29 protein-coding genes and 1 other RNA gene are annotated in these 26,818 nt (G+C 51.7%); 14 read left to right on the top strand and 16 right to left on the bottom strand.

Translation table 11 applies throughout. The features are described from left to right. Complete coding sequence (locus ACSTTO_RS02205; protein ID WP_439271503.1) at positions 1-747, bottom strand: YebC/PmpR family DNA-binding transcriptional regulator; 747 nt, start codon at positions 745-747, stop codon at positions 1-3. A gap of 440 nt (positions 748-1,187) precedes the next feature. On the opposite strand from ACSTTO_RS02205, the gene ACSTTO_RS02200 reads away from it, so the two are divergent. Then, positions 1,188-1,874 carry a GntR family transcriptional regulator gene (locus tag ACSTTO_RS02200; protein ID WP_439271502.1) on the top strand — a complete coding sequence of 229 codons (687 nt, stop codon included), beginning with the start codon at positions 1,188-1,190 and terminating at the stop codon, positions 1,872-1,874. 179 nt (positions 1,875-2,053) lie between these two features. On the opposite strand, the gene ACSTTO_RS02195 is transcribed toward ACSTTO_RS02200, so the two are convergent. The 3 genes from ACSTTO_RS02195 to ACSTTO_RS02185 all read right to left on the bottom strand — a co-directional run bounded on the left by ACSTTO_RS02195 (position 2,054) and on the right by ACSTTO_RS02185 (position 3,724). Beyond that, entirely contained in the window at positions 2,054-2,323 is a 270-nt protein-coding gene (locus ACSTTO_RS02195) for a DUF2312 domain-containing protein (RefSeq protein ID WP_439271501.1), read from the bottom strand. Between the two features lie 269 nt (positions 2,324-2,592). After that, positions 2,593-2,910, bottom strand: a complete 318-nt coding sequence (locus tag ACSTTO_RS02190; RefSeq protein WP_439271500.1) for a DUF1244 domain-containing protein — start codon at positions 2,908-2,910, stop codon at positions 2,593-2,595. Positions 2,911-2,926: 16 nt separating this feature from the next. Beyond that, a complete protein-coding gene (locus ACSTTO_RS02185; RefSeq protein ID WP_439271499.1) occupies positions 2,927-3,724 on the bottom strand; it encodes an N-formylglutamate amidohydrolase in 798 nt (265 codons plus the stop codon). A 189-nt stretch (positions 3,725-3,913) separates the two neighbouring features. Between ACSTTO_RS02185 and ACSTTO_RS02180 the strand changes: the two genes are divergently transcribed. The 3 genes from ACSTTO_RS02180 to pyk all read left to right on the top strand — a co-directional run bounded on the left by ACSTTO_RS02180 (position 3,914) and on the right by pyk (position 6,252). Continuing rightward, on the top strand, positions 3,914-4,045 hold the full coding sequence (locus ACSTTO_RS02180) for a hypothetical protein (protein WP_439271498.1): 132 nt from the start codon (positions 3,914-3,916) through the stop codon (positions 4,043-4,045). A gap of 303 nt (positions 4,046-4,348) precedes the next feature. Further along, positions 4,349-4,819 carry a DUF1036 domain-containing protein gene (locus ACSTTO_RS02175; protein WP_439271497.1) on the top strand — a complete coding sequence of 157 codons (471 nt, stop codon included), beginning with the start codon at positions 4,349-4,351 and terminating at the stop codon, positions 4,817-4,819. Beyond that, positions 4,816-6,252 (top strand): pyruvate kinase, encoded by a 1,437-nt coding sequence (pyk, locus tag ACSTTO_RS02170; RefSeq protein ID WP_439271496.1) that lies wholly within the window; start codon positions 4,816-4,818, stop codon positions 6,250-6,252. The genes ACSTTO_RS02175 and pyk overlap by 4 nt, the downstream gene beginning before the upstream one ends. 76 nt (positions 6,253-6,328) lie before the next feature. Here the strand turns inward: pyk and ACSTTO_RS02165 are convergent, their stop codons facing one another. The 5 genes from ACSTTO_RS02165 to ACSTTO_RS02145 all read right to left on the bottom strand — a co-directional run bounded on the left by ACSTTO_RS02165 (position 6,329) and on the right by ACSTTO_RS02145 (position 9,478). Then, positions 6,329-7,069, bottom strand: a complete 741-nt coding sequence (locus ACSTTO_RS02165; protein WP_439271495.1) for a tetratricopeptide repeat protein — start codon at positions 7,067-7,069, stop codon at positions 6,329-6,331. A gap of 159 nt (positions 7,070-7,228) precedes the next feature. Then, entirely contained in the window at positions 7,229-7,354 is a 126-nt protein-coding gene (gene ykgO / locus ACSTTO_RS02160; protein WP_075657282.1) for a type B 50S ribosomal protein L36, read from the bottom strand. A gap of 240 nt (positions 7,355-7,594) precedes the next feature. Next, a complete protein-coding gene (locus tag ACSTTO_RS02155; RefSeq protein WP_439271494.1) occupies positions 7,595-8,668 on the bottom strand; it encodes a 5-(carboxyamino)imidazole ribonucleotide synthase in 1,074 nt (357 codons plus the stop codon). Position 8,669: 1 nt separating this feature from the next. Beyond that, positions 8,670-9,176, bottom strand: coding sequence for a 5-(carboxyamino)imidazole ribonucleotide mutase (gene purE / locus ACSTTO_RS02150; protein ID WP_439271493.1), 507 nt, complete (start codon positions 9,174-9,176; stop codon positions 8,670-8,672). Positions 9,177-9,274: 98 nt separating this feature from the next. Next, the gene (locus ACSTTO_RS02145) at positions 9,275-9,478 is read right to left on the bottom strand and encodes a YdcH family protein (RefSeq protein ID WP_439271492.1); all 204 of its coding nucleotides are present in this window, start codon (positions 9,476-9,478) and stop codon (positions 9,275-9,277) included. Between the two features lie 267 nt (positions 9,479-9,745). On the opposite strand from ACSTTO_RS02145, the gene ACSTTO_RS02140 reads away from it, so the two are divergent. Further along, positions 9,746-9,928 carry a YdcH family protein gene (locus tag ACSTTO_RS02140; RefSeq protein WP_439271520.1) on the top strand — a complete coding sequence of 61 codons (183 nt, stop codon included), beginning with the start codon at positions 9,746-9,748 and terminating at the stop codon, positions 9,926-9,928. Positions 9,929-10,187: 259 nt separating this feature from the next. Here ACSTTO_RS02140 and ACSTTO_RS02135 read toward each other — a convergent pair whose 3' ends face one another. Further along, positions 10,188-11,459 carry an MFS transporter gene (locus ACSTTO_RS02135; protein ID WP_439271491.1) on the bottom strand — a complete coding sequence of 424 codons (1,272 nt, stop codon included), beginning with the start codon at positions 11,457-11,459 and terminating at the stop codon, positions 10,188-10,190. A 314-nt stretch (positions 11,460-11,773) separates the two neighbouring features. Continuing rightward, positions 11,774-11,965 carry a DUF1192 domain-containing protein gene (locus tag ACSTTO_RS02130; RefSeq protein ID WP_439271490.1) on the bottom strand — a complete coding sequence of 64 codons (192 nt, stop codon included), beginning with the start codon at positions 11,963-11,965 and terminating at the stop codon, positions 11,774-11,776. A 252-nt stretch (positions 11,966-12,217) separates the two neighbouring features. Here ACSTTO_RS02130 and ACSTTO_RS02125 point away from each other — a divergent pair, with 252 nt between their 5' ends. Next, the gene (locus ACSTTO_RS02125; protein WP_439271489.1) at positions 12,218-13,222 is read left to right on the top strand and encodes an NAD(P)H-quinone oxidoreductase; all 1,005 of its coding nucleotides are present in this window, start codon (positions 12,218-12,220) and stop codon (positions 13,220-13,222) included. 143 nt (positions 13,223-13,365) lie between these two features. Then, positions 13,366-14,052 carry a DUF1013 domain-containing protein gene (locus ACSTTO_RS02120; RefSeq protein WP_439271487.1) on the top strand — a complete coding sequence of 229 codons (687 nt, stop codon included), beginning with the start codon at positions 13,366-13,368 and terminating at the stop codon, positions 14,050-14,052. A 64-nt stretch (positions 14,053-14,116) separates the two neighbouring features. Here the strand turns inward: ACSTTO_RS02120 and ACSTTO_RS02115 are convergent, their stop codons facing one another. After that, a complete protein-coding gene (locus tag ACSTTO_RS02115; protein ID WP_439271485.1) occupies positions 14,117-16,045 on the bottom strand; it encodes a propionyl-CoA synthetase in 1,929 nt (642 codons plus the stop codon). A gap of 231 nt (positions 16,046-16,276) precedes the next feature. Here ACSTTO_RS02115 and ACSTTO_RS02110 point away from each other — a divergent pair, with 231 nt between their 5' ends. Then, entirely contained in the window at positions 16,277-16,432 is a 156-nt protein-coding gene (locus ACSTTO_RS02110; protein WP_439271483.1) for a hypothetical protein, read from the top strand. 105 nt (positions 16,433-16,537) lie between these two features. On the opposite strand, the gene ACSTTO_RS02105 is transcribed toward ACSTTO_RS02110, so the two are convergent. After that, positions 16,538-17,563 (bottom strand): class I fructose-bisphosphate aldolase, encoded by a 1,026-nt coding sequence (locus ACSTTO_RS02105; RefSeq protein ID WP_439271481.1) that lies wholly within the window; start codon positions 17,561-17,563, stop codon positions 16,538-16,540. Between the two features lie 307 nt (positions 17,564-17,870). Between ACSTTO_RS02105 and ACSTTO_RS02100 the strand changes: the two genes are divergently transcribed. Next, positions 17,871-19,007, top strand: coding sequence for a PQQ-dependent sugar dehydrogenase (locus tag ACSTTO_RS02100; protein WP_439271519.1), 1,137 nt, complete (start codon positions 17,871-17,873; stop codon positions 19,005-19,007). Positions 19,008-19,057: 50 nt separating this feature from the next. On the opposite strand, the gene ACSTTO_RS02095 is transcribed toward ACSTTO_RS02100, so the two are convergent. The 3 genes from ACSTTO_RS02095 to tkt all read right to left on the bottom strand — a co-directional run bounded on the left by ACSTTO_RS02095 (position 19,058) and on the right by tkt (position 23,419). Further along, positions 19,058-20,251, bottom strand: coding sequence for a phosphoglycerate kinase (locus ACSTTO_RS02095; RefSeq protein ID WP_439271479.1), 1,194 nt, complete (start codon positions 20,249-20,251; stop codon positions 19,058-19,060). A gap of 81 nt (positions 20,252-20,332) precedes the next feature. Further along, positions 20,333-21,340, bottom strand: a complete 1,008-nt coding sequence (gap, locus tag ACSTTO_RS02090) for a type I glyceraldehyde-3-phosphate dehydrogenase (RefSeq protein ID WP_439271478.1) — start codon at positions 21,338-21,340, stop codon at positions 20,333-20,335. Between the two features lie 93 nt (positions 21,341-21,433). Beyond that, complete coding sequence (gene tkt, locus ACSTTO_RS02085; protein WP_439271476.1) at positions 21,434-23,419, bottom strand: transketolase; 1,986 nt, start codon at positions 23,417-23,419, stop codon at positions 21,434-21,436. A gap of 408 nt (positions 23,420-23,827) precedes the next feature. On the opposite strand from tkt, the gene ACSTTO_RS02080 reads away from it, so the two are divergent. From ACSTTO_RS02080 to ACSTTO_RS02060, 5 genes are all read left to right on the top strand, one after another. Beyond that, the gene (locus tag ACSTTO_RS02080) at positions 23,828-24,100 is read left to right on the top strand and encodes a DUF4164 domain-containing protein (RefSeq protein ID WP_439271475.1); all 273 of its coding nucleotides are present in this window, start codon (positions 23,828-23,830) and stop codon (positions 24,098-24,100) included. Between the two features lie 182 nt (positions 24,101-24,282). After that, on the top strand, positions 24,283-24,648 hold the full coding sequence (locus ACSTTO_RS02075; RefSeq protein ID WP_439271473.1) for a cell division protein ZapA: 366 nt from the start codon (positions 24,283-24,285) through the stop codon (positions 24,646-24,648). 108 nt (positions 24,649-24,756) lie between these two features. Continuing rightward, positions 24,757-24,915: non-coding RNA, 6S RNA (gene ssrS, locus ACSTTO_RS02070), on the top strand. Between the two features lie 189 nt (positions 24,916-25,104). Continuing rightward, positions 25,105-25,716, top strand: coding sequence for a 5-formyltetrahydrofolate cyclo-ligase (locus ACSTTO_RS02065; RefSeq protein WP_439271472.1), 612 nt, complete (start codon positions 25,105-25,107; stop codon positions 25,714-25,716). 78 nt (positions 25,717-25,794) lie between these two features. Beyond that, entirely contained in the window at positions 25,795-26,619 is an 825-nt protein-coding gene (locus ACSTTO_RS02060) for a TIGR00282 family metallophosphoesterase (RefSeq protein WP_439271471.1), read from the top strand. The last annotated feature ends 199 nt before the right edge of the window (positions 26,620-26,818 follow it).

Genomic DNA, 26,818 nt, shown 5'->3' with positions numbered 1-26,818 from the left:
TCATACGCTCAATTTGGCCAGCACTTCTTCACTGACCTCAAAATTGGCATAGACATTCTGCACATCATCATCGTCTTCCAGTGTTGAAATCAGGCGCAGAACGGATTGCGCCTTTTCTTCATCCACAGGGGCGGTTGTCTGCGGCTTCCAGATGGTTTTAATCGATTCGGCCTCGCCAAGCGCAGCTTCAAGCGCCTTGGAAACCTCTCCCACATCTTCAAAGGCACAGATAATAACATGGCCGTCCTCGTCAGACTGCACATCATCGGCGCCCGCCTCAATTGCGGCTTCCATCACGCTATCGGCATCACCAGCCTGCGGCTTGTAGACAATTTCACCAATGCGCGAGAACATGAAGCCAACCGAGCCGGTTTCGCCCAATGCGCCGCCTGACTTGGTGAAAGCTGCACGCACATTTGAGGCTGTGCGGTTGCGATTATCCGTCAGGGCTTCAACAATAACAGCCACACCGCCCGGACCGTAGCCTTCATAGCGCACTTCATCATAATTCTCAGAATCCGAGCCGGATGCCTTTTTGATCGCGCGTTCAATATTATCCTTTGGCATGGATTGCGCTTTTGCATTCTGGATTGCCAGACGCAGGCGTGCATTCATTGCCGGATCAGGCAAGCCCTGTTTTGCCGCCACGGTAATTTCACGAGCAAGCTTGGAGAACATTTTTGAGCGCACGGCATCCTGTCTGCCCTTGCGATGCATAATATTTTTAAACTGTGAATGGCCGGCCATAGCACCCCTATTCAGGTTTTGACGCGGTTTTCTGTCTCAAATCAAAAACCGCTCTATCTTTTATTTTAACGCAGTTGCGGACGAAAAAACCGGTTCCGCTTTGTCTGGAAAATTATAAAAACGGAGCCGGGATTAAATATGCTCTGCAATATAAATGCTGCATTCGCATTCATCCCTGCGGAATGTGCGCTTTATACGGAAAACAGCGCCCCGCGTCCAGCCACGCAGCATCATGACTATTTGCTTAAATGCATAATATCTTTTTTTATCCCGCCGGAACAGCTTTTTAACTTTTTTGCTGCGAGCGAACCGGCAACCAAGCCTGAAATGAAAAAATATGCCGGCTCTGGACACAGCCGTTTCTGGGCTTTATCTATGCACAATCATGGGCATAGTGATATATATCCTAGTGATGCCCGTCAAAACGGATATTGATCGACGTGACCACACAGCCAGCCTCCCGACAACAAAAAAGCGATACGATAGCCGCGCAAATCAGCCGCGTCCTGTCGCAACGCATCATTGCCGGTGAGCTGGAGCCCGGCGCAAAATTGCGACAAGATCATATTGCCGATGAATTTGGCACCAGTCATGTGCCGGTACGTGAGGCTTTCCGCCGTCTTGAAGCACAGGGCCTTGCCGTATCCGAACCGCGCCGCGGTGTGCGTGTTGCCTCTTTTTCCCTGCAGGAGATCCGCGAAGTGGCGGAAATGCGTGCAGCCCTTGAAGTGCTGGCACTGCGCCATGCCGCACCGCATCTGACGCGCGCCATCCTTGATGAGGCAGAAGAGGCCACCTATGCCGGTGATAATTCCCGCGATGTGCGTTCATGGGAAGCTGCCAACCGCAAATTTCACCGTCTGCTGATTACGCCTTGTGCCATGCCACGGCTTCTGGCCACTATTGATGATCTTCATGATGCCAGTGCCCGTTTTTTGTTCATGTCCTGGCGAGCAGATTGGGAAACACGCACCGATCATGATCATTTAGCTATACTTGCGGCATTACGTGAGGGGGATATTGATCAGGCGGCCAATATTCTCACGCGCCATGTGCAATGGATTGGCCGCAAACCTGTTACCAGCCCTTCCGGCAAGGTGCGGGATACTTTCGCAATTGTCGGGTGAGTTCCGCTTACCGGCAGTTTATATGCTGCAGTGTTTTGCGGGAAAATTCTCAGACTATAAATTCGGGGCTAAGATAAAAGATTTCTGAACTGAAATATGTTCCTGTTTTTTATTCTGACAGGCATACAGAGAAAATTGAAAGGGAGCGCGGGGCTCCCTTTCTGTCTGACCGGTATATGTTACTCCATTCCCAGCGCTTCCATATAAAGCTGGATCATCGCCTCTTCTTCCTGGCGCTCATGCGCTTCCTTTTTGCGCAGGCGAATGATGGTGCGCACGGCCTTGGTGTCAAAGCCGGAGCCTTTCAGCTCTGCAAAGACCTCTTTAATATCATCAGAAATGGTCTTTTTTTCTTCTTCCAGACGCTCAATACGTTCAATAAAGGCACGTAGCTGGCCAACTGCGATGGACTGGGCGCTGTCGCCGGTAATATTGTCGCTCAATATCATTCTCCGATTATAGACAAGCCATACGAAATGCTGTGCGAGTCGCAGGCCTTTAAAAAGATGATTCTGGTTGCATCACATGCAGGGCATGGTCAAGCAGCGGGTTGGGGGCATTTCTCACGATTTTATTTAAAAAGCAGAAATGCCCTGACAATTTTGAAAAATACAATAATGGGCAAGCTGTAAGATACTGGTTAAAATATCTGCAATAATTGCTTCTCAGGCGAAGAATTATGATTGCCGCATTCAACACCAGATAAATTACCGCTGTTTTATATATGATCAGCTTTTTTGGCCGCAAAATCTGCCAATTGCTCAGCACTTGCCGGTGTCTGATATTTTTGCCGCCATTCTTCATAAGGCATGCCGTAGATTTCTGCACGTGCCTGTTCTTTGGTCATGGATATGCCGCCATGACCGGCGGCTTCCTGAAACCAGTTGGACAGGCAATTGCGGCAAAACCCGGCAAGATTCATCATATCAATATTTTGCACATCTGGGCGGCTGCGCAAATGCTCCACCAGTTTGCGAAATGCCGCCGCCTCAAACTCAATGCGCTGGCGGTCAGTCATATTGTTTATTTGTTCCATGAACTTCTCCTGCAAATCATAGTGGCTCAACAGGGCCGGTTCGTGAGCCGTAACGGCAGATATCGTGAATTCCATCCAGATTATTGACAGAACAGAGCATTGGGGCAAGGCGCTGCGCCCATTCCGCAACACCTTCAGGTGTGGCAATGAGATCTTGTCGCACCTCAATCAGCACATTGGCGTAGCCTTTGGCCGTGCAATGGCGAAACAGCGTATCATTGCGCAAGGCGCCGTCATAGGGCTCATTATCCCCAACAATAAGCTTATCATCCTGCCGCAACATGGAGAGAAACAGGGCAACGCCGCGGTCATCCTTGTCCCAGAGCAGGGCAATATGCCAGGGACGCGGCGTGGTTTTCCAAACCGGCGTGTAAGAATGAACAGAGACCACAAATGGCGCCTTGCCGCTTGCCGCAGCCACGGCGCCGCAGGCCTCGCTGACAGCATGGTGATAGGGGCGATAGAAACGGTTTAGCCGGTTTTCCCGCTCGCTCTCATCCATCGGATAATTTGCAGGAATAATCTCGCCATCAGAAAGCTGCATGATCAAAGTCGGATCATCCTCACCGCGGTTCGGATCAATCAGCAAACGTGAGAAACCGCCAAGCACTGCCGGAGCATCAAGTTTCTGCGCAATTTGGCGGGTGAGCATCTCCACGCCGATATCATAGGCGATATGGCGTTCAAAAACCTGTTGTTTCAACCCTAATGTACCATATTCCTGTGGTACGGCGCGGCTGGCATGGTCGGCAATCAGCAACAGGCCCTGTGCCGGATTACCGTTAATTATTTCAAAAGGGGAAAAATCTGTCATCCCGCCTCCCTCATTCACCAGTGATGCAGATATAAACAGACTGCATAAAATTGCGAGCAATTTATATGAAGAGGGCATAAGCTTAAAAGTGCTGCACAAAGAAGGCTGGCCTCTTTGTTAGCTGTGCGCTATAGACAAAGTGCTTCTTAAATCGATTTGACCGATGAGGGAGCAAAACCGGTTAAATTCATGACACAGGGTGTATTTTTCTCAGCCTTGGTTGGCTCGGACAGAGAGAATTTGCGCCGCCCTGATGACAGTGAGACGATCTATCTTGTCAAAAAGATTGTTTGCAGCGGAAAACTGCTTGCAGCCTCTTGAGTCTGCCTGCAACTTGCGTGAATTATGCAATTTCGGGATATCCTGCTTTCCTGATAAGAGAGCAATCCTGATCTGATTGTTACCAGCACTGCGTTTATTTGGTTTCATCAGCGCATTATCACCGCCAAAACATGCCAAACGGCTCTGGGCTATGAATAATGCGTAAAAACAAAAATTTAGAGTATTTCATCCTTTTCACAAAAGACTAAGATACTCTAAAATCCTGACACTCCGGTGAGACGAATAATCGTTACACCATGCTGTCATATATAAACAGTACCGTGCGCTGAAAGGTTCTGGCGGATGCGTCTTTATTCTACACTGTCATATTTTCTGGTTCTTGTTTCGGTTACACTCTTTTCTGTTGGCTTTTCGGTGCCGGAGGCGCGCGCTGATTTCCGGGTTTGCAATTCAACGCAAAATCTTATCGGCGTTGCAATCGGCTATCGCGCAAAGAGCGGATGGATAACAGAAGGGTGGTGGCATATTAACGGCTCCAGCTGCAAAACCCTGATCGAGGGGCCGCTGACATCGCGTTATTATTATGTCTATGCCGAGGATTCAGAGGGCGGTGGCCGCTGGGACGGCAAGATTAATATGTGTGTGGCCGAGAATGAATTTAAGATCAATGGCGTGAATGACTGTTTTGCCCGCGGTTATCAGCGCGCCGGTTTTCAGGAATATGATACGGGCGAACAATCAAGCTGGATGGTGCAGCTTACGGATGAGGCACCGGAAGGCACCGCCACTGTGACAGGAACCAATCATCAATGAGACGTGCGCGTAAGGTAAAAATTCTCGCAACACTTGGGCCCGCATCTTCGGAAGAAGCGGTTATTGAAAAATTATTTGAGGCCGGTGCGGATGTTTTCCGTATCAATATGAGCCATGCGGATCATGATTTGATGCGCGAATTGGTGCGCCGTATTCGTAATGTCGAGCGTAAACTTGGCCGCCCGATCGGTATTCTTGCTGATCTGCAAGGCCCAAAACTGCGTGTTGGCAAATTTAAGGATGGCAAGGTTGAACTGGAGCCGGGGCAGAGTTTTACGCTGGATGATGATGAAACAGCAGGCGATGAAACCCGTGTTTATCTTCCGCATCCTGAAATTTTGCAGGCCGTGCAGCCAGGTGACCGCCTGCTCATTGATGATGGCCGCCTGACATTGCAGGCTGAAGCCTGTGATGGCAAATCCATTCGCACCAAGGTTATTTCCGGAACCAGAATTTCCGACCGCAAGGGCGTGAGCCTGCCGGATACAACATTGCCGGTGGGCGCGCTGACAGAAAAAGACCGCCGCGATCTTGATGCTGTCTTGCAGGAAGAAATTGACTGGTTGGCACTCTCCTTTATTCAGCGGCCGGAAGATCTGGCGGAAGTGCGCAAAATTGCCCGCGGCCGCGTGGCGTTAATGTCCAAGATTGAAAAGCCGCAGGCCGTGACCCGCCTTGATGAAATTATTGAATTGTCCGATGCGCTGATGGTTGCCCGCGGTGATCTGGGTGTGGAAATGCCGCTGGAAAGTGTGCCCGGCATTCAAAAACAGATTGTGCGCGCCTGCCGCAAGGCCGGCAAACCGGTTGTGGTTGCAACCCAGATGCTGGAATCAATGATTTCTGCTCCGGTGCCCACCCGTGCGGAGGTGTCGGATGTGGCAACTGCCGTATTTGATGGTGCGGATGCGGTGATGTTATCAGCCGAATCGGCTGCCGGTGATTATCCGGTTGAAGCGGTTTCAACCATGGCGCGGATTGCAGAAAAAGTTGAGCGGGATCCGAATTATCCCTCGATCATCAATAATCAGCGTTCCGAACCGGAAGCAACCGGTGCGGATGCGGTATCTCTGGCTGCCCGTCAGATTGCCACCACGCTCAATCTCTCCGCGATTGTGTGCTACACGGCTTCCGGTACAACCGGCCTCAGAGCCTCGCGTGAACGGCCGATGACGCCCATTATCGCACTCTCACCCGTTGCACAGACCGCACGGCGCTTGTCGGTGGCATGGGGGCTGCATTGCGTGGTAACAGATGATGCCCATGATCTGGAGGATGTGGTTAACCGCGCCTGCAATATCACCTATCAGGAAGGTTTCGGAAAACCGGGAGATCGTGTCATCATTACGGTTGGCGTCCCGCTCAGAACGCCGGGCAATACCAATATGCTGCGTATTGCCTATATCGGCATGGACGGCCTGACAGGAATCTGACTGCTTTTAATGAATTATGTGAACAATCCCTGCTGTTTAGCGGGGATTGTTCTTATCAGATACTCTGTTTGTTATTTCAGATGGCGGTATCGCTTTGCGCTTCTGTGAGCTTGAGCATCTCATCCTGCGCTTCTTTCATCATCGGATAAAAGCTCAAAGCCTGTTTATAAAGGATCAAGGCGGCTTTGCTTTTGCCGGTTTCGCGCAGTAAGGTCGCATAATTGACCAAAATATCAAAATTGCGCGGCTCCAGAATCATCGCCTGACGGATATCTTTAAGTGCAGATGTCAGTTCGTTGCGGCGCAGATGCAGCCTTGCCCTCAACTGCCACACCGTGGCATTGTTTGGGCGCTGCGCCATAACCTCATCAATAAAATCCTGAGCCTCGGCATATCGCGCTTGATTCAGCGCCGTTTCTGCCCAGCGCAGCATCAGATCAAGACTGTCGCTGCCGGTGCGGGCAAAGCTCTGTCGTAAACGGCTTGCGAGCTTATGCGATTTTTCTGCCGAGGTTGTTTTGCGCAATTGTTCAAAAAGTTCGTCTTGTTCCCTGATGCGGATTTCTGCAAGCGTCCCTGCCGTCTCCACTTCAGGATTGCGGGTTTTTTCCGGCGTTTTTTGTGCGTCTGTTTTCGCTGTTGTTGATTTCAGCGGCACAGGCTTTGCCGCATCAGGAATAGTGATTGCCGGCGGCATAGGTTGTAATGGGGGTTGTGACGGGGGGTGTAACGGTACATTTTCGGTATTTTCCGCAGCATTTTGTGCAAATGCAAAACCCGTACAGGCCGATATTGCCAGCACTGTTATCAAGGACAAGAAGAGAGAGGCGCCGTTGTTTTTCATGCCATTATTATAGTGTCAAAGACGGCTGATAAAAGGCAAAAAACAGCGCCGGTAAATCAATACCGGCGCTGTTTGAAACTTTTCAACCATGCTGTTATGCACTTGGCTTAAAGCCAGGCACCGCCTAATTCATTAACCCTGACGGGCTTTAAAGCGAGGAGCAGTTTTGTTGATAATATAAACGCGGCCCTTACGACGAACGAGCTGGCAGTCACGATGACGGCCTTTAAGCGCTTTAAGCGAATTCTTGATCTTCATAGTACTCACCAATTGTTGGCCCTTGCGGGGCATATTCCTGAAACGTGTCTCATCTCAAAAGAAACGCCGCGCCCGTTCCAGCTCTTTGTTTCTCAACATGCCTTATCTCCCAAACCGGTTCCCGTATCTGGGAGCATATTTCCGGACGAGCCAAAGAGCACGCTTGAATGGTTGTGGCGAGATAGCCGGTGAATGGGGCAATTGTCAACCTTTGATGCGAAAAGAACCCGTTAAACAATGTTATTTTTCACTTTTTATGCGTGTGACATGCCCCATTTTACGCCCTGGCCTTGCCTCTGCCTTGCCATAGAGATGCAGCACCGCATCCGATTCTGCCAGAATCGCAGGAACCTGTAACACATCATCACCGATCAGGTTCTGCATCACACAATCGCTATGGCGGCGTGTATCGCCAAGAGGCAAACCGGCAACAGCACGAATATGCTGCTCAAACTGCGAAACGGCACAGGCCGCCTCTGTCCAATGGCCGGAATTATGGACACGCGGCGCAAACTCATTGGCTATGACCGAGCCGTCATCCAGCACAAAAAATTCAAAACCGAGAACCCCGACATAATCCAGTGCATGAAGCAGCTTATGTGCAGCCCGCGCACAGGCAACGGCTGTGTCAGTGCTGATAGCGGCCGGAACGGCGGATGTGTCAAGAATGCCGTTTTTGTGTATATTTTCCGTAATGTCATAAAGGCGCACATTGCCCGCCTTATCACGGGCGGCAATCACCGAGACTTCGCGCGTAAATTCTACAAAACCTTCCAGAATCGCCGGTGCGTTCCTGATTGTGCCAACAGCCTGTGCGGCTGCTTCATTATCAAGGCCTGTAAGACGCACCTGCCCCTTGCCATCATAGCCAAAGCGGCGCGTTTTCAAAATGCCCCGTTCTCCCAGGGCGCTGAGGGCTGCGATGAGATCTTGCACATCATCAACAATGCGCCATGGCGCTGTTGCAATGCCGCTCTCATTGAGAAACTGCTTTTCAGCAACACGATCCTGCGATATTTCCAGCGCCAATGGCGGCGGATAGACGATAGTTTGTGTTGCCAGAAATTGTGCGGCTTCCACCGGCACATTTTCAAATTCATAAGTAACAACATCACAAGCCTCAGCCAGTGCCTGCAGGGCTGAGCGGTCATCATAGGCCGCGGTAATCTGGCGGTTAGCCACTTGTGCAGCGGGGCAATCTTCCTGCGGCTCCAGAATGATGGTTTTAAAACCAAGACGCGCCGCTGCCATAGCCAGCATGCGCCCAAGCTGCCCGCCGCCGATAATGCCGATTGTTGATCCTGCCTGCAGCATTTCAATCCTCATCTTTCGGGGTCAGGGCCACCGCGTCAGTCTGGCCTTGGCGATAGGCATCCAGACGATCTGCCAGCGGTTTGTCATGCAATGCCAGAACAGCGGCCGCCAGCAAAGCGGCATTGCTTGCACCGGCATTGCCAATTGCCAGTGTGCCTACAGGAATACCTGCAGGCATCTGCACAATGGAAAGCAGCGAATCCTGTCCGGACAAGGCTTTGGATTGCACCGGCACGCCAAAAACCGGCAGCGGTGTCATTGCCGCCACCATGCCGGGCAAATGGGCAGCGCCGCCTGCACCGGCGATAATCACCTGAAACCCCTGATCGCGTGCGGTTTTGGCAAATTCAACCATACGATCCGGCGTGCGATGCGCGGAAACAATGCGGGCATCATAGGCAATGCCAAGGTTATCCAGCACATGAGCGGCATGGCGCATGGTTGGCCAGTCTGACTGGCTGCCCATAATAATCGCGACTTTCGGAGCGGTGGAGCTGTGATCAGCCATAAAATATCCTGTCCTGTGCGTTTGCTGCAAAAATAACAAGTGTCAGCTTTTATATAAAAGCCGGTTCAGAATGATCCGGGGTTTTAAGAGATCAATAATCAGGCAATAATATCGGGTATGATCTTGTCTTCCAGTTTGGTGAGCTGATCCTTGATGGCCAGCTTTTTCTTTTTCATACGCTGAATGCTGAGCTGGTCGCAGCCCGTTTGCATCATGGCATTGATGGCAAGGTCAAAATCCGTGTGTTCCTGGCGTAATTTGGCAACGGAGAGGCGAATTTCAGCTTGTTCCTGATCGGCCATGGCATGTTCCATTTGATCTGTCTGTGAGGGAGAAATACCTGTGCCGGCACGCCCGCCTTAGCGGGTAACGGTTTTTCGGAAATGTGCCGGGTGGTTTATTCCGCTCTTTTTCATCTCTGCCCTAGCATAAAATTGCTAAAGTTGAAATGCGCCAATTATGAATTCGACATTGCTGAAAACTCATGTCAGACTGTCATTGTTTTGTCACAGTCCGGCTCAAAGCTGACAGGGCAAATGATAATGATGCGTAAGTACAAAGGAGAAGCAATAATGGCACTTGAATCCCATCTTGCCTCATTGGAAAAGAAGCATGATGCACTGGAGAAGGAAATTTCCGATGCCGCAGCATTGCCAGCTACCGATACGCTGACGATCACAGATCTTAAACGCAAAAAGCTTTATCTGAAGGAACAGATTGAAAAGCTTAAAAACCAGGTCACCCGACATTAAAACCTGTGCGCCTGTATCCCCTTACAAGCAGCAACAGACAGAACCGCCGGCAGGGCAGGCTCTGAGAGATGAGGTGCAGGCTGCGAGGCCGGCCCGCACCGGATTTATTATTTTATGCTCAATATCGTGATACATAGCGCGAGATCGTGATGCATAGTGCGGGCAGCCAATCGCTGCCAATAAACAAGTTCTGGCAATAAATCTGCCTGAGCATGATAATCGCGCATATTTATACCGGTTACAGGTCTTTTTCTTTGCCTTAATCTTTCTGCTCATCTTCAGCCTTGCTCTCTTGAGCGCTCTCAGAGCGCGGATCAAGCAAGACGCTTTCCTGTGTTGCAGGGCGCTCTGCAGCCATGCTCTGGAATTGTTCTTTTTCCGATGGCAGCGGTGAAGCACGCTTGCGTGAGCGCAGCATGGCATAACCGGCGATTGATAAATGCGACAAGGCTGTAATCAGAAACAATGCCGATGGCCATAAGGAGCTCATGGCCTGAGCGGCAATCAGTGGCCCGAGTATGGTGCCAAAACCATAAAGCAGCAGCAAACCGCCGGAGACCTTGACGAAAGTTTCCGGTGTGGCATGGTCATTGGCATGGGCAACCGCCACCGGATAAATCGCATAGGCCAATGCGCCGTAAGATGCGGTCATAATAAGAATGAGAGTGTCGCTTTTGGGGGCAGTCAGAAAAAGCAGAAAACCGGTAAAGGCCGCAGCACCGGCAACGCCGGCCATGACATAGCGGCGGTCAATACGATCTGAAAAGCGCCCGACAGGGATTTGCATGATTGCACCTGCGGCAATTGTAGCGCTGACCATGAGTGCAATTGTGGTGGTGCCGATGCCGCTGAGCGAGCCGAATACCGCACCAAGCGTGCCCCATGCGCCATTGGCGATGCCGATCAGGATAACGCTGACAAAGGCAACCGGAGAATTATTATAGAGTTTTTTCAGGTCGAGCTGCACTTCAGAAAGAGGGCGCGGGGATGAGGCCTTGGAAGCTGCCGTAGGCAGCAGGGAGAGGCAAAAAAAGATTGCGGCAATCATGAACAGCGATTCATCCCTGACATTGCCGGTGGTTACCAGCATTTGCCCGGTCATCACGGCTCCATAATTCACCATCATATAAAGGCCGAAAATGCTGCCACGTGTTTCATTGGTGGCTTTTTCATTGAGCCAGCTTTCAATCACCATAAATACGCCGGCCATCGCAAAACCTGTGCCTGCACGCAGGATTACCCAAATTGTCGCGTCAACCATGAGGCCTGTGAGCAGCACAATAACGGCGGCAGAAGAAGCAAAAAAGCCAAAAGCGCGCACATGTCCGGCACGGCGCACAAGACGGGGTGCCAAAATACAGCCTGCCACAAAACCGCCTGCCCAGGTGGTGCCGATCAGACCAAGGGCAGTGATTGAAAACCCTTCTACATTTCCGCGAAGCGGTAATAAAAGACCATGCAGGCCAGAGCCGATCAGCAAAAAAGCGGTGCCGCAGAGCAGTGCAAAAATCTGGACATAGGAACGAAACACGCGAAATCCTTCTTTTTAACAGCGCCGGACTTGTTTCTGCGGTTATTTGTCATGCCGCAGACTGTTTGCAAAAAAAAGCATATATCAAGCGCTCTTTATTGCAGGCAGAGGGTGACTGCTATGCTGACCTATCATGAAAAAGAGCGCAAGGCCTTGGTTTGGCTTGTTTATTATGTATGAAAATAAAAAGCCCCCTGTCTGACAGAAGACAGGGAGCCTGATATAAAAATTGCCGTTGTGTTACACAGTTTTTTGTAAGCTTATTGACGGCGAAGGCGCATTATGCAGCGAAGCTGAGGCAGTTAACCTGCGGCTTAAATCCGGAATAAGGCCTCTGCTGCTGCACGGCTGCGGCACCTGTCACTGCGGCCTGCTTCAAGACGGCGAATCTCTGCCTTGAGCATGGCAATGCGGTTATCTATCTCGGCGGCTGAAAGCAGGGTAACATCTTCACCGATATGGTGGCTGACAACTGGCGTGTCCTGGCTATCATTATCAAAGAACATGGCGTTTTCCTCACTTCCTGCGGCGCCCGGGGGCTCCAGCTTTCAATATGGTTCGCAATATTCGTGCTATACCGGCTCTTCTCATGCAGGCTGATATGTCACATAAGCTCTGAGCATCTCATAAACCTGCATTATTAGCGATATAGATTCTTATGAAATATAATTTTTCAGCATAATATGGCTAATCCATAAGAGGCGCCTATATTGAAAATCAGCAACCAATATCTGAACTGGCTATTCTAAGGAGCGGATATGACAACAGAACTTGCCTCCCAGATGACAGCTGTGGCCATTGAGCAGGCTGGCGCACCTTCCGTGCTTAAATTGGTGAAAAGATCTGTTCCGCATCCGGGAAAGGGCGAGATATTGATTCGGGTCAGGGCCGCGGGTGTTAACCGGCCGGATGTGCTGCAAAGGCAAGGGCACTATCCCCCGCCTGCCGGCGCATCGGATTTGCCGGGGCTGGAAGTTGCCGGTGATGTGGCCGCAATCGGCGCGGATGTGCAGCGTTATAAAGCGGGCGATGCGGTTACTGCCTTGCTGCCGGGGGGCGGTTATGCTGAATATGCTGTTGTTTGTGAGGGCAATGCCCTGCCGCTGCCATCAGGCTATGGCTATGTGGAGGCAGCGGCGCTGCCGGAAACATTATTTACCGTTTGGCACAATGTTGTGCAGCGCGGGCAGTTAAAGGCCGGGGAAACATTGCTGATTCACGGCGGCAGTTCCGGCATCGGCACCACGGCTATTCAGGTGGGCAAGGCGCTTGGTGCTATGGTGATTGTAACGGCCGGCTCAGCAGAAAAATGCTCTGCCTGTCTGAAAATCGGCGCTGATGTGGCCATTAATTACCGTGAACAGGATTTTGTGGAACAGGTGAAAGCGGCCACACATAATAAGGGTGCGGATGTTATTCTGGATATGGTGGGCGGCGATTATGTGGATCGCAATTATGATGCAGCGGCAATTGAAGGGCGCATTGTGCAGATTGCATTTCTCGGCGGCGCCAAGGCTAAAGCCAATTTTGCTAAGCTGATGACCAAGCGCCTGACCCATACCGGTTCCACATTGCGGGCTCGTGATGTGGCTTTCAAAACACAGATTGCTAAGGAGCTTGAAGCCAATATATGGCCGCTTCTTGCAAAGCGCACTATCGCCCCGGTGATGGATATGATTTATCCGCTGAAAGATGCCTGGCGTGCCCATCAACGCATGGAAGAGGGCAATCATATCGGCAAAATTGTATTGGATGTGGCATAAGTTTCAGGAATGAACTGAATTCTGGTGCAGTGATTTCTTGCTCATTGCAGAAAATTTGGTTATAGAGGGAGCGAATTCCCGGAAATTGTGGTTTACCCCACGTCCCGCGCTACCGGAGCGGGCGAACGAGAGGATTATATCATATGGCCACTCAGCTTCTTATGCCCAAGGCAACAGCCGTATGGCTTGTCGATAATACTGCTCTGTCCTTTGACCAGATTGCAACTTTCTGCAAGCTGCATGTTCTTGAAGTTAAAGCCATTGCTGATGGCGAGGCTGCGCAGGGCATTAAAGGCCTTGATCCCATTATTACAGGGCAGCTCTCCCGCGATGAGATTGCCCGCGGGGAAAAAGACCCGCAGCATCGCCTGAAATTATCCGAGCCAAAAGTGCGCGTGCCTGAAGCCAAGCGCAAGGGGCCGCGTTATACGCCTTTGTCCAAGCGTCAGGATCGCCCAAATGCCATTCTCTGGATTGTGCGCAATCATCCGGAGCTGAAGGATGCACAGATTTCACGCCTTGTCGGCACCACAAAATCGACCATTGAGCAAATCCGTGATCGCACGCATTGGAATTCTGCCAATCTGCAGCCGATGGATCCGGTGACATTGGGGCTTTGCTCGCAGATAGATCTGGATATTGAGGTTGAGCGCGCGGCGCGTAACCGTCCGGCAGAGCCGGAATCCGGAGATACATTGCTGCCGGCATCAGCCACGGAAAATCTGGACATTCATCACAATGATGAAGCAGAAGAGCTGGATGCCGATAAGGTCTTTGCCAAGCTTTCTTCCATGAAGGGGGCTGCGGAAAATGACGGCGACGATTTGTAAGGTCAGTTTGCCAGCTGTTTTTTAATAAAAGCCGCCGGAGAGTTTCCGGCGGCTTTTCTTTTGATCAGGCAGCTGGTTTGCCGGTTTGCGAACATGTGCCTATGCCGTGTTTGTTCAGGCAGTCGCGAATATCATCCAGTGTCTGCGGGTCTTCAATTGTTGCGGGCATTTTCCATGGTTCATGGTCAGCAATTTTCTGCATTGTAGAGCGCAGAATTTTGCCGGAGCGGGTCTTAGGCAATTTGTGCACTGTAAGCACGGTGCGCAATGCTGCCACAGGGCCGATCTGGTCACGTATCCGTTCCACACATTCTGCCTCAATATTGGCAGGAGGCTGGGAAACACCAGCCTTGAGAACGATAAAACCGCAGGGAATTTGCCCTTTCAATTTATCGGCAATGCCGATGACCGCGCATTCTGCCACCTGAGGATGGGCGGCAATCACCTCCTCCATGGCACCGGTAGACAGGCGGTGGCCTGCCACATTGATAATATCATCGGTACGGCTCATGATAAAAATATAGCCGTCCTCGTCCTTATAGCCCGCATCGGCAGATTTATAATAGCCTTTGAATTCTTCAAGATAGGCTTCATGGAAGCGTTGATCGGCCTGCCATAAAGTGGGCAGGCAGCCGGGCGGCAGCGGCAGCCTGATCACAATATTGCCAAGTGCGCCGGTTTTGGCCGGATTGCCTTTATCATCAAGCACCTGCACATCATAACCCGGCATTGGCACGCAGGTGGAGCCATGTTTGACAGGCAGCATGCCAAGGCCGCGGGGATTGCCGGCAATCGGCCAGCCGGTTTCTGTCTGCCACCAATGGTCAATGATCGGGCGGTTGAGCATTTCCTCTGCCCATTCCAGCGTATTCGGATCGGCACGTTCTCCGGCGAGATAGAGCGCCTCAAGGCCTGAGAGGTCATAGTGATGCAAGAGCCTGCCCTCAGGGTCTTCACGCCTGATGGCGCGCAGCGCCGTGGGAGCGGTAAACAACACTTTTACCTTATATTCGGCGATCACCCGCCAGAATGTGCCGGCATCGGGCGTGCCCACCGGCTTGCCTTCAAACAGCACTGTGGTTGCGCCAATCAGCAATGGGGCATAGACAATATAGGAGTGGCCGACCACCCAGCCGATATCAGAGGCTGTCCAGAAAATATCACCGGCATGAATATTATAAAGGGCATCCATCGACCATGCGAGTGCCACCATATAGCCGCCATTATCGCGCACCACGCCTTTGGGTTTGCCGGTGGTGCCGGATGTGTAGAGAATATAGAGAGGGTCGGTGGCGGCAACCGGTGTGCAAGGCACATGGCGACCTGATGCCTGTGCGCAAAGCTGTTCCAGATCATGGTCGCGCCCTGCAGTCAGCGCGCAGCGGCATTGTTCACGCTGATGGATCAGGCAGGTCTGCACCTTATGCGTCGCGCTGGCAATTGCCTTATCCAGCAGCGGCTTGTAGCTGACAATCTTATTCGCCTCCAGCCCGCAGGAACTGGCAATGATCAGGGCAGGCATTGCATCATCTATGCGGGCTGCCAGCTCATCGGCTGAAAAACCGCCAAAAACCACAGAATGCACCGCACCAAGGCGGGCGCAGGCCATCATGGCAAATAAAGCCTGCGGCACCATTGGCATATAAATTAAGACGCGGTCACCTTTCCGGATGCCGAAATCCTGTATTACCGCGCTAAGGCGCATGACCTGTTCAAGGGTTTGACTATAGGTGAAACGGGCTTTTTGCCCGCTTACAGGGCTGTCATAGATAATAGCATCTATTGTGCCGCGGCCGGTCTCCACATGGCGATCGAGCATATTATAGCAGCTATTGCATACACCATCTGCAAACCATCGCCCATATGGCCCTTGTGCAGGATCAAAGATCCGGCTGGCAGGTTTGAACCATCCTATCCGTTCTGCCGCCTTGCCCCAGAAGGCCAGGGGGTCGTCTTTCCATGCCTGATAAATTTCGGGATAAGCCGAAGTCATTTATTCCTCCCATTGCTTATACAGAACATGCTTTATTGACAGCATATTGCGTATTTTCCGGCGCAGGGCGGTTTTCTGTGGTTTTTACCTGTTATAGAAAATGCGGACTGCGCAGGCTCCTCAAAGCCATTAATCCACACTGTTTAACAGGCGTCCATTCGACTTAAGAGGGAGCAGCTTCGTAAAAACCTTTACCCGCTAAGAGCAATCAAAGCCCACAGGAAACATATAATGACAAAGATTATACCGGCTTTGCTGCTGATTCTGATGGGACTGCATGTGCTGAAACCACTCGGGCTGCCCGGTTTGAAACGGCGCAGTGATTTCTGGAAAATTGCTGTTGCCGCCATCGCAATCATGATGCTTACATTAATATTGCAATTATGATCCTGGCAATAATATTGCCGGTAGCGTTCTGGTTTTGAAAATGAACCCTGAAACAAAACAAGCCCGCTTTTCAGCGGGCTTGTCGGATTTATCTTCTATATTGCTTTAAGCATTGTTTTCCTGAGCTTCAGTCCATTCGCCGGTTGCGGCAAGACCGTTCATGCGGGCGCGATGGGTGAAAGCGGCCTGCGCCGCAGCCACATTCTCATCCTTGCCGCCCCAGGCTTTCAGGGCAGCAGCCTGCAGCGCGCGGCCATAGGAGAAGGTCAGGTTCCATGGCATGTCATAGCCGGCATTCATGGCAGAGAGATGCGCCGTTGCTTCCACATCCGACTGACCGCCGGAGAGGAATGCAATGCCCGGAACAGCAGCCGGAACATTGGCTTTCAAAACACGCACAGTCAGTTCTGCCACCTGGTTGACAGAAGCCTTGCGGGCATTTTTGCCGTCAATAACCATATTGGGTTTCAGCACAATGCCTTCCAGCTTGACGCGGGCATCATAAAGTTCGTTGAACACAGTCTTCAAAACCAGATCGGTCACCTCATAGCAGCGCTCAATCGAGTGATTGCCCGGTGTGCCATCCATCAGGATTTCAGGTTCAACAATCGGCACAATGCCAGCTTCCTGACAAAGGGCTGCATAGCGTGCCAGAGCCTGCGCATTTTGGCGCACGGCACCCCAGGTCGGCAGGGTATCGGAGATGGCGATTACACCGCGCCATTTGGCAAAACGCGCGCCAAGTTCATAATATTCTTTCAGGCGTTCACGCAGGCCATCGAGACCTTCAGTGATGGTTTCTCCTGCAAAGCCGGCCAGAGGCTTGGCACCGGTATCAACCTTGATACCAGGGACAGAACCGGCTGCCTTGATAATATCGACCAGCGGGCTGCCATCACGGGCTTTCTGGCGCAGGGTTTCATCATAGAGAATAACGCCGGAAATATAGTTTTTCATCGCTTCATCAGCGCGGAAAAGCATTTCCCGATAATCGCGGCGCGCATCTTCTGTAGATGTCAGATTGATGCTGTCGAAGCGCTTCTTAATTGTGCCTGAGCTTTCATCGGCGGCAAGAATGCCTTTGCCTTTTGCTACCATGGCAACTGCAATATCTTCGAGACGTTCGCTCATAAAAAACTCCGTGTTAAGAAGGGCGTTGGAAATTGGTATCCTGCCGATAGCAGATGTGTCCGATAAAACAAATACTGCCGCATCTATCTGAACCGATTGAAATATTTTTAAACGATTTAAGCAGGACAAGTTTTCTTAAAACTGGTTAATATTGCAGGATAAACTTGACTTATGCACCGCAAAGCCGGTGTGATTATGGTGCGGGCAGACAGAGGAGGGGGAATTGCCGGATCAGATTTTTGTTACAGGACAATTGAGAAAAGCGGGAATCATCGCTTTTCTGGCCGTTCATTTAGGTATTACGGCTATGGCGCCGCAGGCAGCCTCAGCCCGCAGCATCAATGCCGGAGAGCGGCACGCGGTTGCAGAAAATCCGTTTAACGTGCAGGAAATTGCTGCCTTCAGCACCCCTTGGGCGATTGCTGTTTTGCCGGATCAGCGCCTCCTGATAACGGAAAAAGCCGGCCATATTTTTCTGGTTGATCCGTCAGGAGAAAAAACGGAAGTTGGCAATGTGCCGGCTGTTGCCTTTGAGGGGCAGAATGGCTTGCTGGATATTGCGGTCTCGCCGGATTTTGCCACAGACCGGCTGGTTTATTTTACCTATGCCGAGCCGGAGCGCAGCGGAAAGGATATGGTTAGCTCGCTTGTGCTGGCTCGGGCATATTTAAGTGAGACAAATGGCAAGGCTGCTCTTGATGATCTGACTGTGCTGTGGCGACAATTGCCGAAAAGCAAATGGGGGCAACCGGGCGGAATTATTGCTTTTTCGCCTGATGGCGCACATCTGTTTCTGACATCGGGTGACCGCATGAACCCTGAAACAGCACAGGATCCGAAGCTGGCGCTTGGCAAGGTTTTGCGGTTTAACCGGGACGGCTCGGTGCCGAAAGATAATCCGCATGCTGATTTGGCGGGGCAGGATGCTGATAATGCACGCGCATTGACATGGACAACCGGCCACCGCAACCCTTATGGGCTGGCTTTTGCCCCTGATGGCAAATTGTGGTTGCATGAAATGGGCCCTAAAGGCGGCGATGAACTGAACCTGATTAAACAAGGCCCCGATAAACAGGTGCTCAATTATGGTTGGCCTGTTGTGTCAAACGGCGATCAATATAGCGGCGAGCCGATACCGCGGCATATAACGCGGCCGGAATTTGAACCGCCGGTGGTTTACTGGACGCCGGTGATCGCGCCGGCTGGTCTGGCTTTTTATGAGGGTGATCTGTTTCCACAATGGAAAGGCTCGGCGCTGATCGGCGGGCTTGCTTCCATGGCGCTGGTGCGGGTGGCGTTCCAAGATGACGGCAGTGCCGATGAGGCTGAACGCTATGCGATGGGCAACCGCATTCGTGATGTGGCAATTGCCGCAGACGGCGCGGTCTATGTGATTGAGGATGATATTCCGGGGCGGCTATTGCGGCTGACACCAAAACAATAAAATGGCAATAAAACAGCCCGTTGAAGCATATTTCAACGGGCTGTTTTATCTTATTGTTTTTTCAGAACATCTACGCCCGGCAACGGTTTGCCCTCCATCCATTCAAGGAAAGCGCCGCCTGCGGTGGAAACATAAGAAAAATCATCACTGGCTTTGGCGTGATTGAGTGCTGCCACGGTGTCTCCGCCGCCGGCAACAGAAACAAGCCTGCCCTCTCTCGTGCGCTCTGCGGCATGTTTGGCGGCAGCAACGGTTGCCGTGTCAAACGGGTGCAGTTCAAAGGCGCCGAGCGGGCCGTTCCAAACCAATGTGGAAGCATCTGTAATTGCCGCTTTGATACGATCAACGGAAAGCGGGCCGACATCGAGCATCATGGCATCATGCGGAATGGCATCCACGCCATAGGTTTGATGCGGGGCATCAGCCTCAAAATGCCAGGCCACAACCGCATCAACCGGCAGGATGATGGTGCAATTGGCTTTCTCAGCCCTGGCCATGATTGCACGGGCTGTATCGGCAAGGTCATGTTCGCAAAGTGATTTGCCAACATCATAACCCTGTGCGCTGAGGAAAGTATTAGCCATGCCGCCGCCAATAACCAGTGCATCCACCTTTTCAACAAGATTGGAGAGGAGATCAATTTTGGTGGAGACTTTGGCGCCGCCCACAATGGCAATAACCGGACGCGCCGGCCGGCCGAGCCCTTTTTCCAGCGCGGTCAGCTCAGCCTCCATGGTGAGACCGGCAAAGGCCGGCAGAATATGTGCCAGACCTTCAGTGGAGGCATGGGCGCGATGGGCTGCCGAAAAAGCATCATTAACATAGATATCGCCATTGGCGGCAAGCGCCTTGACAAAATCCGGATCATTTTTTTCTTCGCCCTTGTGAAAACGGGTATTCTCAAGGAGAAGAACATCACCGTCATTCATGGCATTGACTGCCGCTTCGGCAATATCGCCGATGCAATCCTTGGCAAAAGCGACAGGGTGCTTAACAGCATGCGCCAATGCCGGAACAATCTGCTCCAGCGAGAATTCCGGCTTTGCCTCGCCTTTAGGGCGGCCGAAATGGGCGAGCAGAATAATTTTGGCGCCTTTTTGACGCAAAATATTGATGGTTGGGATGATACGGTCAATGCGGGTGGTGTCTGTTACCTTGCCGTCCTGCATCGGTACGTTCAGATCAACGCGGACAAGCACGCGTTTTGATGCAACATCGGCATCCTTGAGAGTGCGGAAATTCATGGCGCTTTCTCCGGTTATAATAAAAAGGCCGCGCGTCCGGTGCGGTCACGCGGCCTTGGCCTTTGTTATCTGATCAACAAATCAAATCAGCTTGCCAAGGGCAACCGCAGTATCACCCATGCGGTTTGAGAAGCCCCATTCATTGTCATACCAGGTGAGGATACGCACCATAGTGCCTTCCATAACTTTGGTCTGATCCATGTGGAAAACAGATGAATGCGGGTTGTGGTTGAAGTCGACAGAGACCAGAGGCTCGTCCGTAAAGCCAAGAATACCCTTGAGGCGGCCATTGGCAGCTTCACGGATGGCATTGTTGACTTCTTCAACGCTTGTGGCGCGCTTGGCTACAAATGTCAGATCAACAACGGAAACATTCGGAGTCGGCACGCGGATGGCAACACCGTCAAGCTTGCCCTTGAGCTCGGGCAGCACCAGACCAACAGCCTTTGCAGCACCGGTTGAGGTGGGGATCATCGACAAAGCCGCCGCGCGGGCGCGATACAGATCCTTATGCATGGTATCCAGCGTTGGCTGATCACCGGTATAGGAGTGGATGGTGGTCATGAAGCCTTTTTCAATGCCGATCGCATCATTGAGAACCTGTGCCACCGGTGCAAGGCAGTTGGTGGTGCAGGAGGCATTGGAAATAACCTGATGATCTTTGCTCAGCTTGTCGTGGTTTACACCATAGACAACAGTAAGGTCTGCGCCTTCGGCAGGAGCGGAAACGATAACGCGCTTGGCGCCGGCTGCAAGATGGGCAGCAGCTTTGTCACGGGCGGTGAAGATGCCGGTGCATTCCAGGGCAATATCCACACCCTCGGCAGCCCATGGCAGTTCAGCAGGGTTGCGCACGGCATGCACTTTCATTGCACCGCGGCCGACATCAATCGTATCGCCCTTGACGGTTACTTCAGCCGGAAAACGGCCGTGCACGCTGTCATAGCGCAGCAGATGCGCATTGGTTTCAACCGGACCCAGATCGTTGATTGCTACAACTTCGATATCGGTACGACCCGATTCGATGATGGCGCGCAGGACGTTACGGCCGATACGACCAAAACCGTTAATAGCGACGCGAACTGCCATATTATGACTCCCGAGACTGTTTGATGTTTATAACCTGTTTGTGCAGGCTAAGAGAAAAAAGACCGGACGGATAACCCGTCCGGTCCTGATAAGTTAGGCCAGTTTGGCTTCTGCGGCGGCAACAACAGCTTCCGCAGTGATGCCGAAATGCTTGTAGAGATCATTGATCGGCGCTGAGGCACCAAAGCCCTTCATGCCGATAAATGTGCCGTTCTCGCCAATAAAGCGCTCCCAGCCCATGGAAATTGCAGCCTCAACCGCAATGCGCACCGGTGCAGCGCCGATCAGGGCTTTCTGATAGGCTGTGGTTTGTTTCTCAAACAGTTCAAAGCAAGGCACGGATACAACACGGGTCGGAATGCCTTTGGCTTCCAGCTGTGTGCGGGCGTTCAGGGCGATCTCAACCTCTGAACCGGTTGCAAAAATCGTAACTTTTGCATCATCGGATGCCGTTGCCAGCTCATAGGCACCATAGGCGCACAGATTATCATCATCATGCTGGGTGCGCACTGTGGGCAGGTTCTGGCGTGTCAGCGCCAGTGTGGAGGGTGTCTTTGCTGAATTCAGGGCAATCTGCCAGCATTCAGCGGTTTCAACCGCATCGGCCGGACGGAACACATAATGGTTTGGAATAGCGCGCAAGGCAGCCAGATGCTCAACCGGCTGGTGGGTGGGGCCATCTTCCCCGAGGCCGATGGAATCATGGGTCATGACATAGGCCACACGAATACCCATCAATGAGGACAGGCGCATGGCCGGACGCGCATAATCAGAGAAACACAGGAAAGTGCCGGAATAAGGAATAACACCGCCATGCAGCGCCATACCGTTCATTGCGGCAGCCATGCCAAGTTCACGGATGCCGTAATGGACAAAGCGGCCTTTGTAATTATCGGGTGAAACCGGCTTGGTCTGTGAGGTCAGCGTGTTGTTGGAGCCGGTCAAATCTGCCGAACCGCCAATGGTTTCCGGCACAACGCCATTGATAACTTCCAGCGCCATTTCCGAGGATTTGCGGGTGGCAACTTTTGGTTTATCCTCAACAAGTTTTTTCTTGTAATCAATAATCGCCTGGTCAAAATTGCCCGGCAGATCACCGCGCATGCGGCGTTCAAATTCTGCACGCACCGATGCGTCTGCGGCAGCAAGGCGCTTTTCCCATTCAATACGTTTTTTGGCAGCATTGAGACCGGCCAGACGCCATGCATCCAGAATATCCTGCGGAACGGTGAAAGGCTCATATTCCCATCCGAGCGCCTTGCGGGTGGCTGCAATTTCTTCAGCGCCAAGCGGCGAGCCGTGCACCTTGCTGGTGCCGGCCTTGTGCGGTGAGCCAAAGCCGATTGTGGTTTTGCAGGCAATCATGGTTGGCTTGTCGGAGGCTTTGGCAAATTCAATAGCCTTGGCAATCGCGTCCTGATCATGGCCGTCCACTTTCAGCGTGTTCCAGCCGCATGCCTCAAAACGGGCGCATTGATTGGTGGAATCGGCCAATGAGATCGGGCCGTCGATGGAGATATTATTATCGTCCCACAAAACGATCAGGCGGTTCAGCCTGAGATGGCCGGCCAGCGATATTGCCTCCTGACTGATGCCTTCCATCAGGCAGCCATCGCCAACCAGAACGTAAGTGTGGTGATTGACAAGATCATCACCAAATTCCGCATTCAGAATACGCTCTGCCAGTGCCATGCCAACGCCATTGGCAATACCCTGACCGAGCGGGCCGGTTGTGGTTTCAATACCGGCAGCATGGCCAAATTCCGGATGACCGGCTGTACGGGAGCCGAGCTGACGGAAATTCTTGATCTCGTCAATGGTAATATCTTCATATCCGGTCAGATACATCAGCGAATAGAGCAGCATGGAACCGTGACCGGCTGACAGGATGAAGCGATCACGATCGGGCCATGTGGTGTTTTGCGGATCATGAGACATAAAACGGGTGAAAAGCGTGGTTGCAATATCAGCAGCACCCATCGGCAGACCCGGATGGCCTGAATTGGCTTTTTCCACAGCGTCCACAGACAGGAAGCGGATTGCGTTGGCCATCTGGTTCTGTTTTTCGGAATTGCTCATGGTTTCAGCTGTCTTTCCTGTGGTGGCCTGCATGTCTGACAAGGCATATCTGAGCGGTCAGTACGGGCAGGTTAGTGGGCATCGGGACACAACTTGCTGTAAAGCGATAAGCTCACTTCTTTGGCAAGGATTGGGGACACATAACATTTGCATGAAGAGAGTCAACAAAACCCTGCCATTCTTGAGGGCAAACAGCCGTTTTCTGCCTGTGATGCGACACAGTGTGCATTCTTAAAACGGTTAAGTCTGCTTCATAATATATATGGATTGTCGTGTATGAGTGAAAGGCTATGCGTGTCATTTGTTGCGTGCATGCCTTATGCTTATTAAAGTGAGACAAAATCTGCCGCTTCCGGCATGACGATTCGGTTTTGTTTTCAGAAGCTGTAATCGGCAAAGGGAAACAATATGGCTTCAGAAATTACGCTCGGACAGGCGATCGAACAATTGGAAAAAGCACTGGTCACTCTGGAACAGGCTGTGGAATTGCGGCTTGAGAAAGAAGGAGACTTTGCTGAAGCTGAGGAAGAGGTGCAGCGCCTGAATGCCGACCGCTCGAAACTTGCCCAGGAACTGGACATGTCAGAAGCACGCGCAGAACGGCTGGAAACCGCCAATCGTGAAGTATCGCGCCGGCTGGTAACAGCCATGGAAACCATCCGCACGGTGCTGGATCGTTGAGCAGGATTATTGAAATATGCGACGCAGCTTGAAAAACAATCATACTTTGTGAAGATTGTCTGAGGCGTTTGCCTGATAAAATTTAGCGGCTATTTATTGTTTCATAATCTGGCTTAGGCGGTTTTGCTGCATGGCAGCCTGTCTTAAGGCAATAAAAATAAAAACGGCGGCACGGAGGCTCCATGGCAACAGTAACAGTGACGATCGATGGCAAAGCCTATCGCATGGCCTGTGACGAAGGGCAGGAAGAGCATCTCTCCGGTCTGGCCGAGCGTTTTGATCAATATGTTACGCATCTGAAAAATGCTTTTGGTGAAATTGGTGATCAGCGTCTGACTGTTATGGCCGGTATTATGGTCATGGATGAGCTGGTGGAATTACAAAAGCGTATGCAAGGGTTGGAAAATGAAGCGGAAACGCTGCGCCGCTCGCGGGATGATGCGCTGAGCCTTGCAGATAAAAGCGATGCTGTGATGAGTGAAGCCGTTTTGCGGGCTGCGCGGCAAATTGAAGGGCTGGCCAGAAAAATTGCACCGCGCGGTAATTGAAAAGGCGGCAGGCTTGCGCAGATTTTTGCACGGGGGATGAAAAAATATATTTTATTTTGCCTTGTTCGCCTCTGGCGTAATGGCCTGTAAATCCCTATAATATTATCAGGCGTACTGCTCTTCCTGACAGAAGGTTTAACATCCCCGGGGCCTTATTGATCTCTAAGGGAACTGTCCCTGAAGAAGCTCGTGGGCTTCTTCACATGGTGCCCACCTACTTTGTAGGTTCCCGGGATCAATCGCTTCATCGGTCGCTGCGGTTCGCCGCTTTTCTTTTTATCCGTAATGCGGATCCGGCCTGTAGCCGCGTCCGGCCTGTATTGCATTTTGGCTTGTACGCAATCAGGCTGTCTTGTCTTGTGAAGATGTGTGATAAAATCATTCTTGCTGAGAGTGAATTTTTCGTCGGGACGCTTCACATTTCCGGTTTGGAAATGCTTTAATCAAAAAACCAGAATGGCAGATATTGCGAAGGGCAAGGCGTTGATAAGCGGTGAAAAGCTGAAGGCTGATAAAGCTGCATTGCGCAAATCTGTGCTGCAAAAGCGCAATGCGCTTGATATGGCTTATCGGCAGCAGGCGGCACAGGAAATTATTCCGCATTTTTTCAATATTATGGCTGTGCCGGCGCAAAGCTGCATCTCCGGCTTCTGGCCGATCCGCTCGGAGATTGATCCGCGCCCGTTGATGCAGGCGCTGGAAACGCGGCAGATGCGTTTGTGCCTGCCTGCGGTTCTGGATGCGCAGACAATAGAATTTCGCGCTATGTCTTTTGCAGATTCGCTTATTGAAACCGGTTTTGGCACGATGGGGCCTGCGGATCATGCGCCTGTTGTTGATCCGGATATTATGCTGGTGCCATTGGCAGCTTTTGACAGTTGCGGCAATCGTATTGGTTATGGTGCGGGCTATTATGACCGCGCAATCGCAGCTTTACACCGGAAAAACAGGTTTCCGGTGCTGATAGGTGTTGCCTTTGCGATGCAACAGGTAGATCACATAGCCCATGAGCCGCATGATGTGGCGCTGGATTATATTTTGACAGAAACCGGCGTGATCACGGTATAGCCGGAGCACTGATCAGGCTGTGCCTTATCGGGCGGTGCGGCATGATGCAGAAAATGAAAAGGCAGGTTTAAAAAGTCTATGCGCTTTCTTTTTTTAGGAGATATGGTCGGCCGCTCCGGTCGTAGTGCGGTTTTTGAAAAACTGCCGGGTTTGATTGCGGATCTTAAACTGGATTTTGTGGTTGTGAATGGCGAGAATGCCGCCGGCGGTTTCGGGGTGACGGAAGAAATTTTTCATGAAACCATCCGTGCCGGCGCCGATGTGATGACCACTGGCAACCATGTCTGGGATCAACGCGAGGCACTGGATTTTTCCCGCCGTGAAGACCGGTTTTTGCGGCCGGCTAATTTTCCTAAAGGCACTGCCGGCAAGGGTTCCGGCCTTTATATTGCCAGGAATGGTGCGCGGGTTCTGGTGGCCAATATTATGGGCCGCGTCTTTATGCATCCTGATCTTGATGATCCTTTCAAGACTGCTGAGGAAATTCTTGAAGCCTGCCCCCTTGGCGAGCAGGCTGATGCGGTGATTTTTGACTTTCATGCCGAGGCAACCAGTGAAAAACAGTGTTTTGGCCATTTTGTTGATGGCCGCGCCAGCCTTGTAGTGGGAACGCATACCCATGTGCCAACGGCAGATTGTCAGATTTTGAGCCAGGGCACCGCCTATATGTCGGATGCCGGTATGTGCGGGGATTATGATTCTTCGCTGGGTATGGATAAGGAAGAGCCGCTCAACCGTTTTCTCTCCAAGGTGCCGAAAGGCCGTTTTGAGGCGGCAAACGGGCCTGCAACAATCTGCGGCCTTTGCGTGGAAATTTCTGATCGCACCGGCCTTGCGGAAAAGGCGGCGCCTTTGCGTATCGGGCCGCGCCTGCAGGAAACATTGCCCTCTTTCTGGTGCTGAACCGCGGGCGGGGAGTTAAAGTTGCTAAGCAGTTTCAATGCAATCAGCAACACCGGACGGTCTCTGACAAAGCCGCACAGGAGCAGATTGTGCGGTTTTCTTTCCACGCAATATTTCAAATAAAAATATTCTTTTTGCAGATATTTTATTGAAATAAGGCTGCTACTTTTCCATTTACCCTTTCACAGTTTTGAAATCG

This window comes from Pseudochrobactrum albidum (genome assembly GCF_051851455.1).
Classification (GTDB): domain Bacteria; phylum Pseudomonadota; class Alphaproteobacteria; order Rhizobiales; family Rhizobiaceae; genus Pseudochrobactrum.
The sequence above is the reverse complement of the archived record's forward strand: the minus strand, read 5'-3'. Positions and strand labels throughout refer to the sequence as shown.

Coding starts and splice junctions, on each gene's coding strand:
- ACSTTO_RS02155 (WP_439271494.1), bottom strand. CDS start 8,668: ATGCTGCAGGCAGGATCAACAATCGGCATTATCGGCGGCGGGCAGCTT.
- ACSTTO_RS02080 (WP_439271475.1), top strand. CDS start 23,828: ATGGCTTCAGAAATTACGCTCGGACAGGCGATCGAACAATTGGAAAAA.
- ACSTTO_RS02180 (WP_439271498.1), top strand. CDS start 3,914: ATGACACAGGGTGTATTTTTCTCAGCCTTGGTTGGCTCGGACAGAGAG.
- ACSTTO_RS02110 (WP_439271483.1), top strand. CDS start 16,277: ATGACAAAGATTATACCGGCTTTGCTGCTGATTCTGATGGGACTGCAT.
- gap (WP_439271478.1), bottom strand. CDS start 21,340: ATGGCAGTTCGCGTCGCTATTAACGGTTTTGGTCGTATCGGCCGTAAC.
- ACSTTO_RS02190 (WP_439271500.1), bottom strand. CDS start 2,910: ATGGAACAAATAAACAATATGACTGACCGCCAGCGCATTGAGTTTGAG.
- ACSTTO_RS02115 (WP_439271485.1), bottom strand. CDS start 16,045: ATGACTTCGGCTTATCCCGAAATTTATCAGGCATGGAAAGACGACCCC.
- ACSTTO_RS02095 (WP_439271479.1), bottom strand. CDS start 20,251: ATGAATTTCCGCACTCTCAAGGATGCCGATGTTGCATCAAAACGCGTG.
- ykgO (WP_075657282.1), bottom strand. CDS start 7,354: ATGAAGATCAAGAATTCGCTTAAAGCGCTTAAAGGCCGTCATCGTGAC.
- ACSTTO_RS02185 (WP_439271499.1), bottom strand. CDS start 3,724: ATGACAGATTTTTCCCCTTTTGAAATAATTAACGGTAATCCGGCACAG.
- ACSTTO_RS02205 (WP_439271503.1), bottom strand. CDS start 747: ATGGCCGGCCATTCACAGTTTAAAAATATTATGCATCGCAAGGGCAGA.
- ACSTTO_RS02100 (WP_439271519.1), top strand. CDS start 17,871: ATGGCGCCGCAGGCAGCCTCAGCCCGCAGCATCAATGCCGGAGAGCGG.
- ACSTTO_RS02195 (WP_439271501.1), bottom strand. CDS start 2,323: ATGATATTGAGCGACAATATTACCGGCGACAGCGCCCAGTCCATCGCA.
- ACSTTO_RS02060 (WP_439271471.1), top strand. CDS start 25,795: ATGCGCTTTCTTTTTTTAGGAGATATGGTCGGCCGCTCCGGTCGTAGT.
- pyk (WP_439271496.1), top strand. CDS start 4,816: ATGAGACGTGCGCGTAAGGTAAAAATTCTCGCAACACTTGGGCCCGCA.
- tkt (WP_439271476.1), bottom strand. CDS start 23,419: ATGAGCAATTCCGAAAAACAGAACCAGATGGCCAACGCAATCCGCTTC.
- purE (WP_439271493.1), bottom strand. CDS start 9,176: ATGGCTGATCACAGCTCCACCGCTCCGAAAGTCGCGATTATTATGGGC.
- ACSTTO_RS02125 (WP_439271489.1), top strand. CDS start 12,218: ATGACAACAGAACTTGCCTCCCAGATGACAGCTGTGGCCATTGAGCAG.
- ACSTTO_RS02075 (WP_439271473.1), top strand. CDS start 24,283: ATGGCAACAGTAACAGTGACGATCGATGGCAAAGCCTATCGCATGGCC.
- ACSTTO_RS02065 (WP_439271472.1), top strand. CDS start 25,105: ATGGCAGATATTGCGAAGGGCAAGGCGTTGATAAGCGGTGAAAAGCTG.
- ACSTTO_RS02145 (WP_439271492.1), bottom strand. CDS start 9,478: ATGGCCGATCAGGAACAAGCTGAAATTCGCCTCTCCGTTGCCAAATTA.
- ACSTTO_RS02120 (WP_439271487.1), top strand. CDS start 13,366: ATGGCCACTCAGCTTCTTATGCCCAAGGCAACAGCCGTATGGCTTGTC.
- ACSTTO_RS02130 (WP_439271490.1), bottom strand. CDS start 11,965: ATGTTCTTTGATAATGATAGCCAGGACACGCCAGTTGTCAGCCACCAT.
- ACSTTO_RS02105 (WP_439271481.1), bottom strand. CDS start 17,563: ATGAGCGAACGTCTCGAAGATATTGCAGTTGCCATGGTAGCAAAAGGC.
- ACSTTO_RS02175 (WP_439271497.1), top strand. CDS start 4,349: ATGCGTCTTTATTCTACACTGTCATATTTTCTGGTTCTTGTTTCGGTT.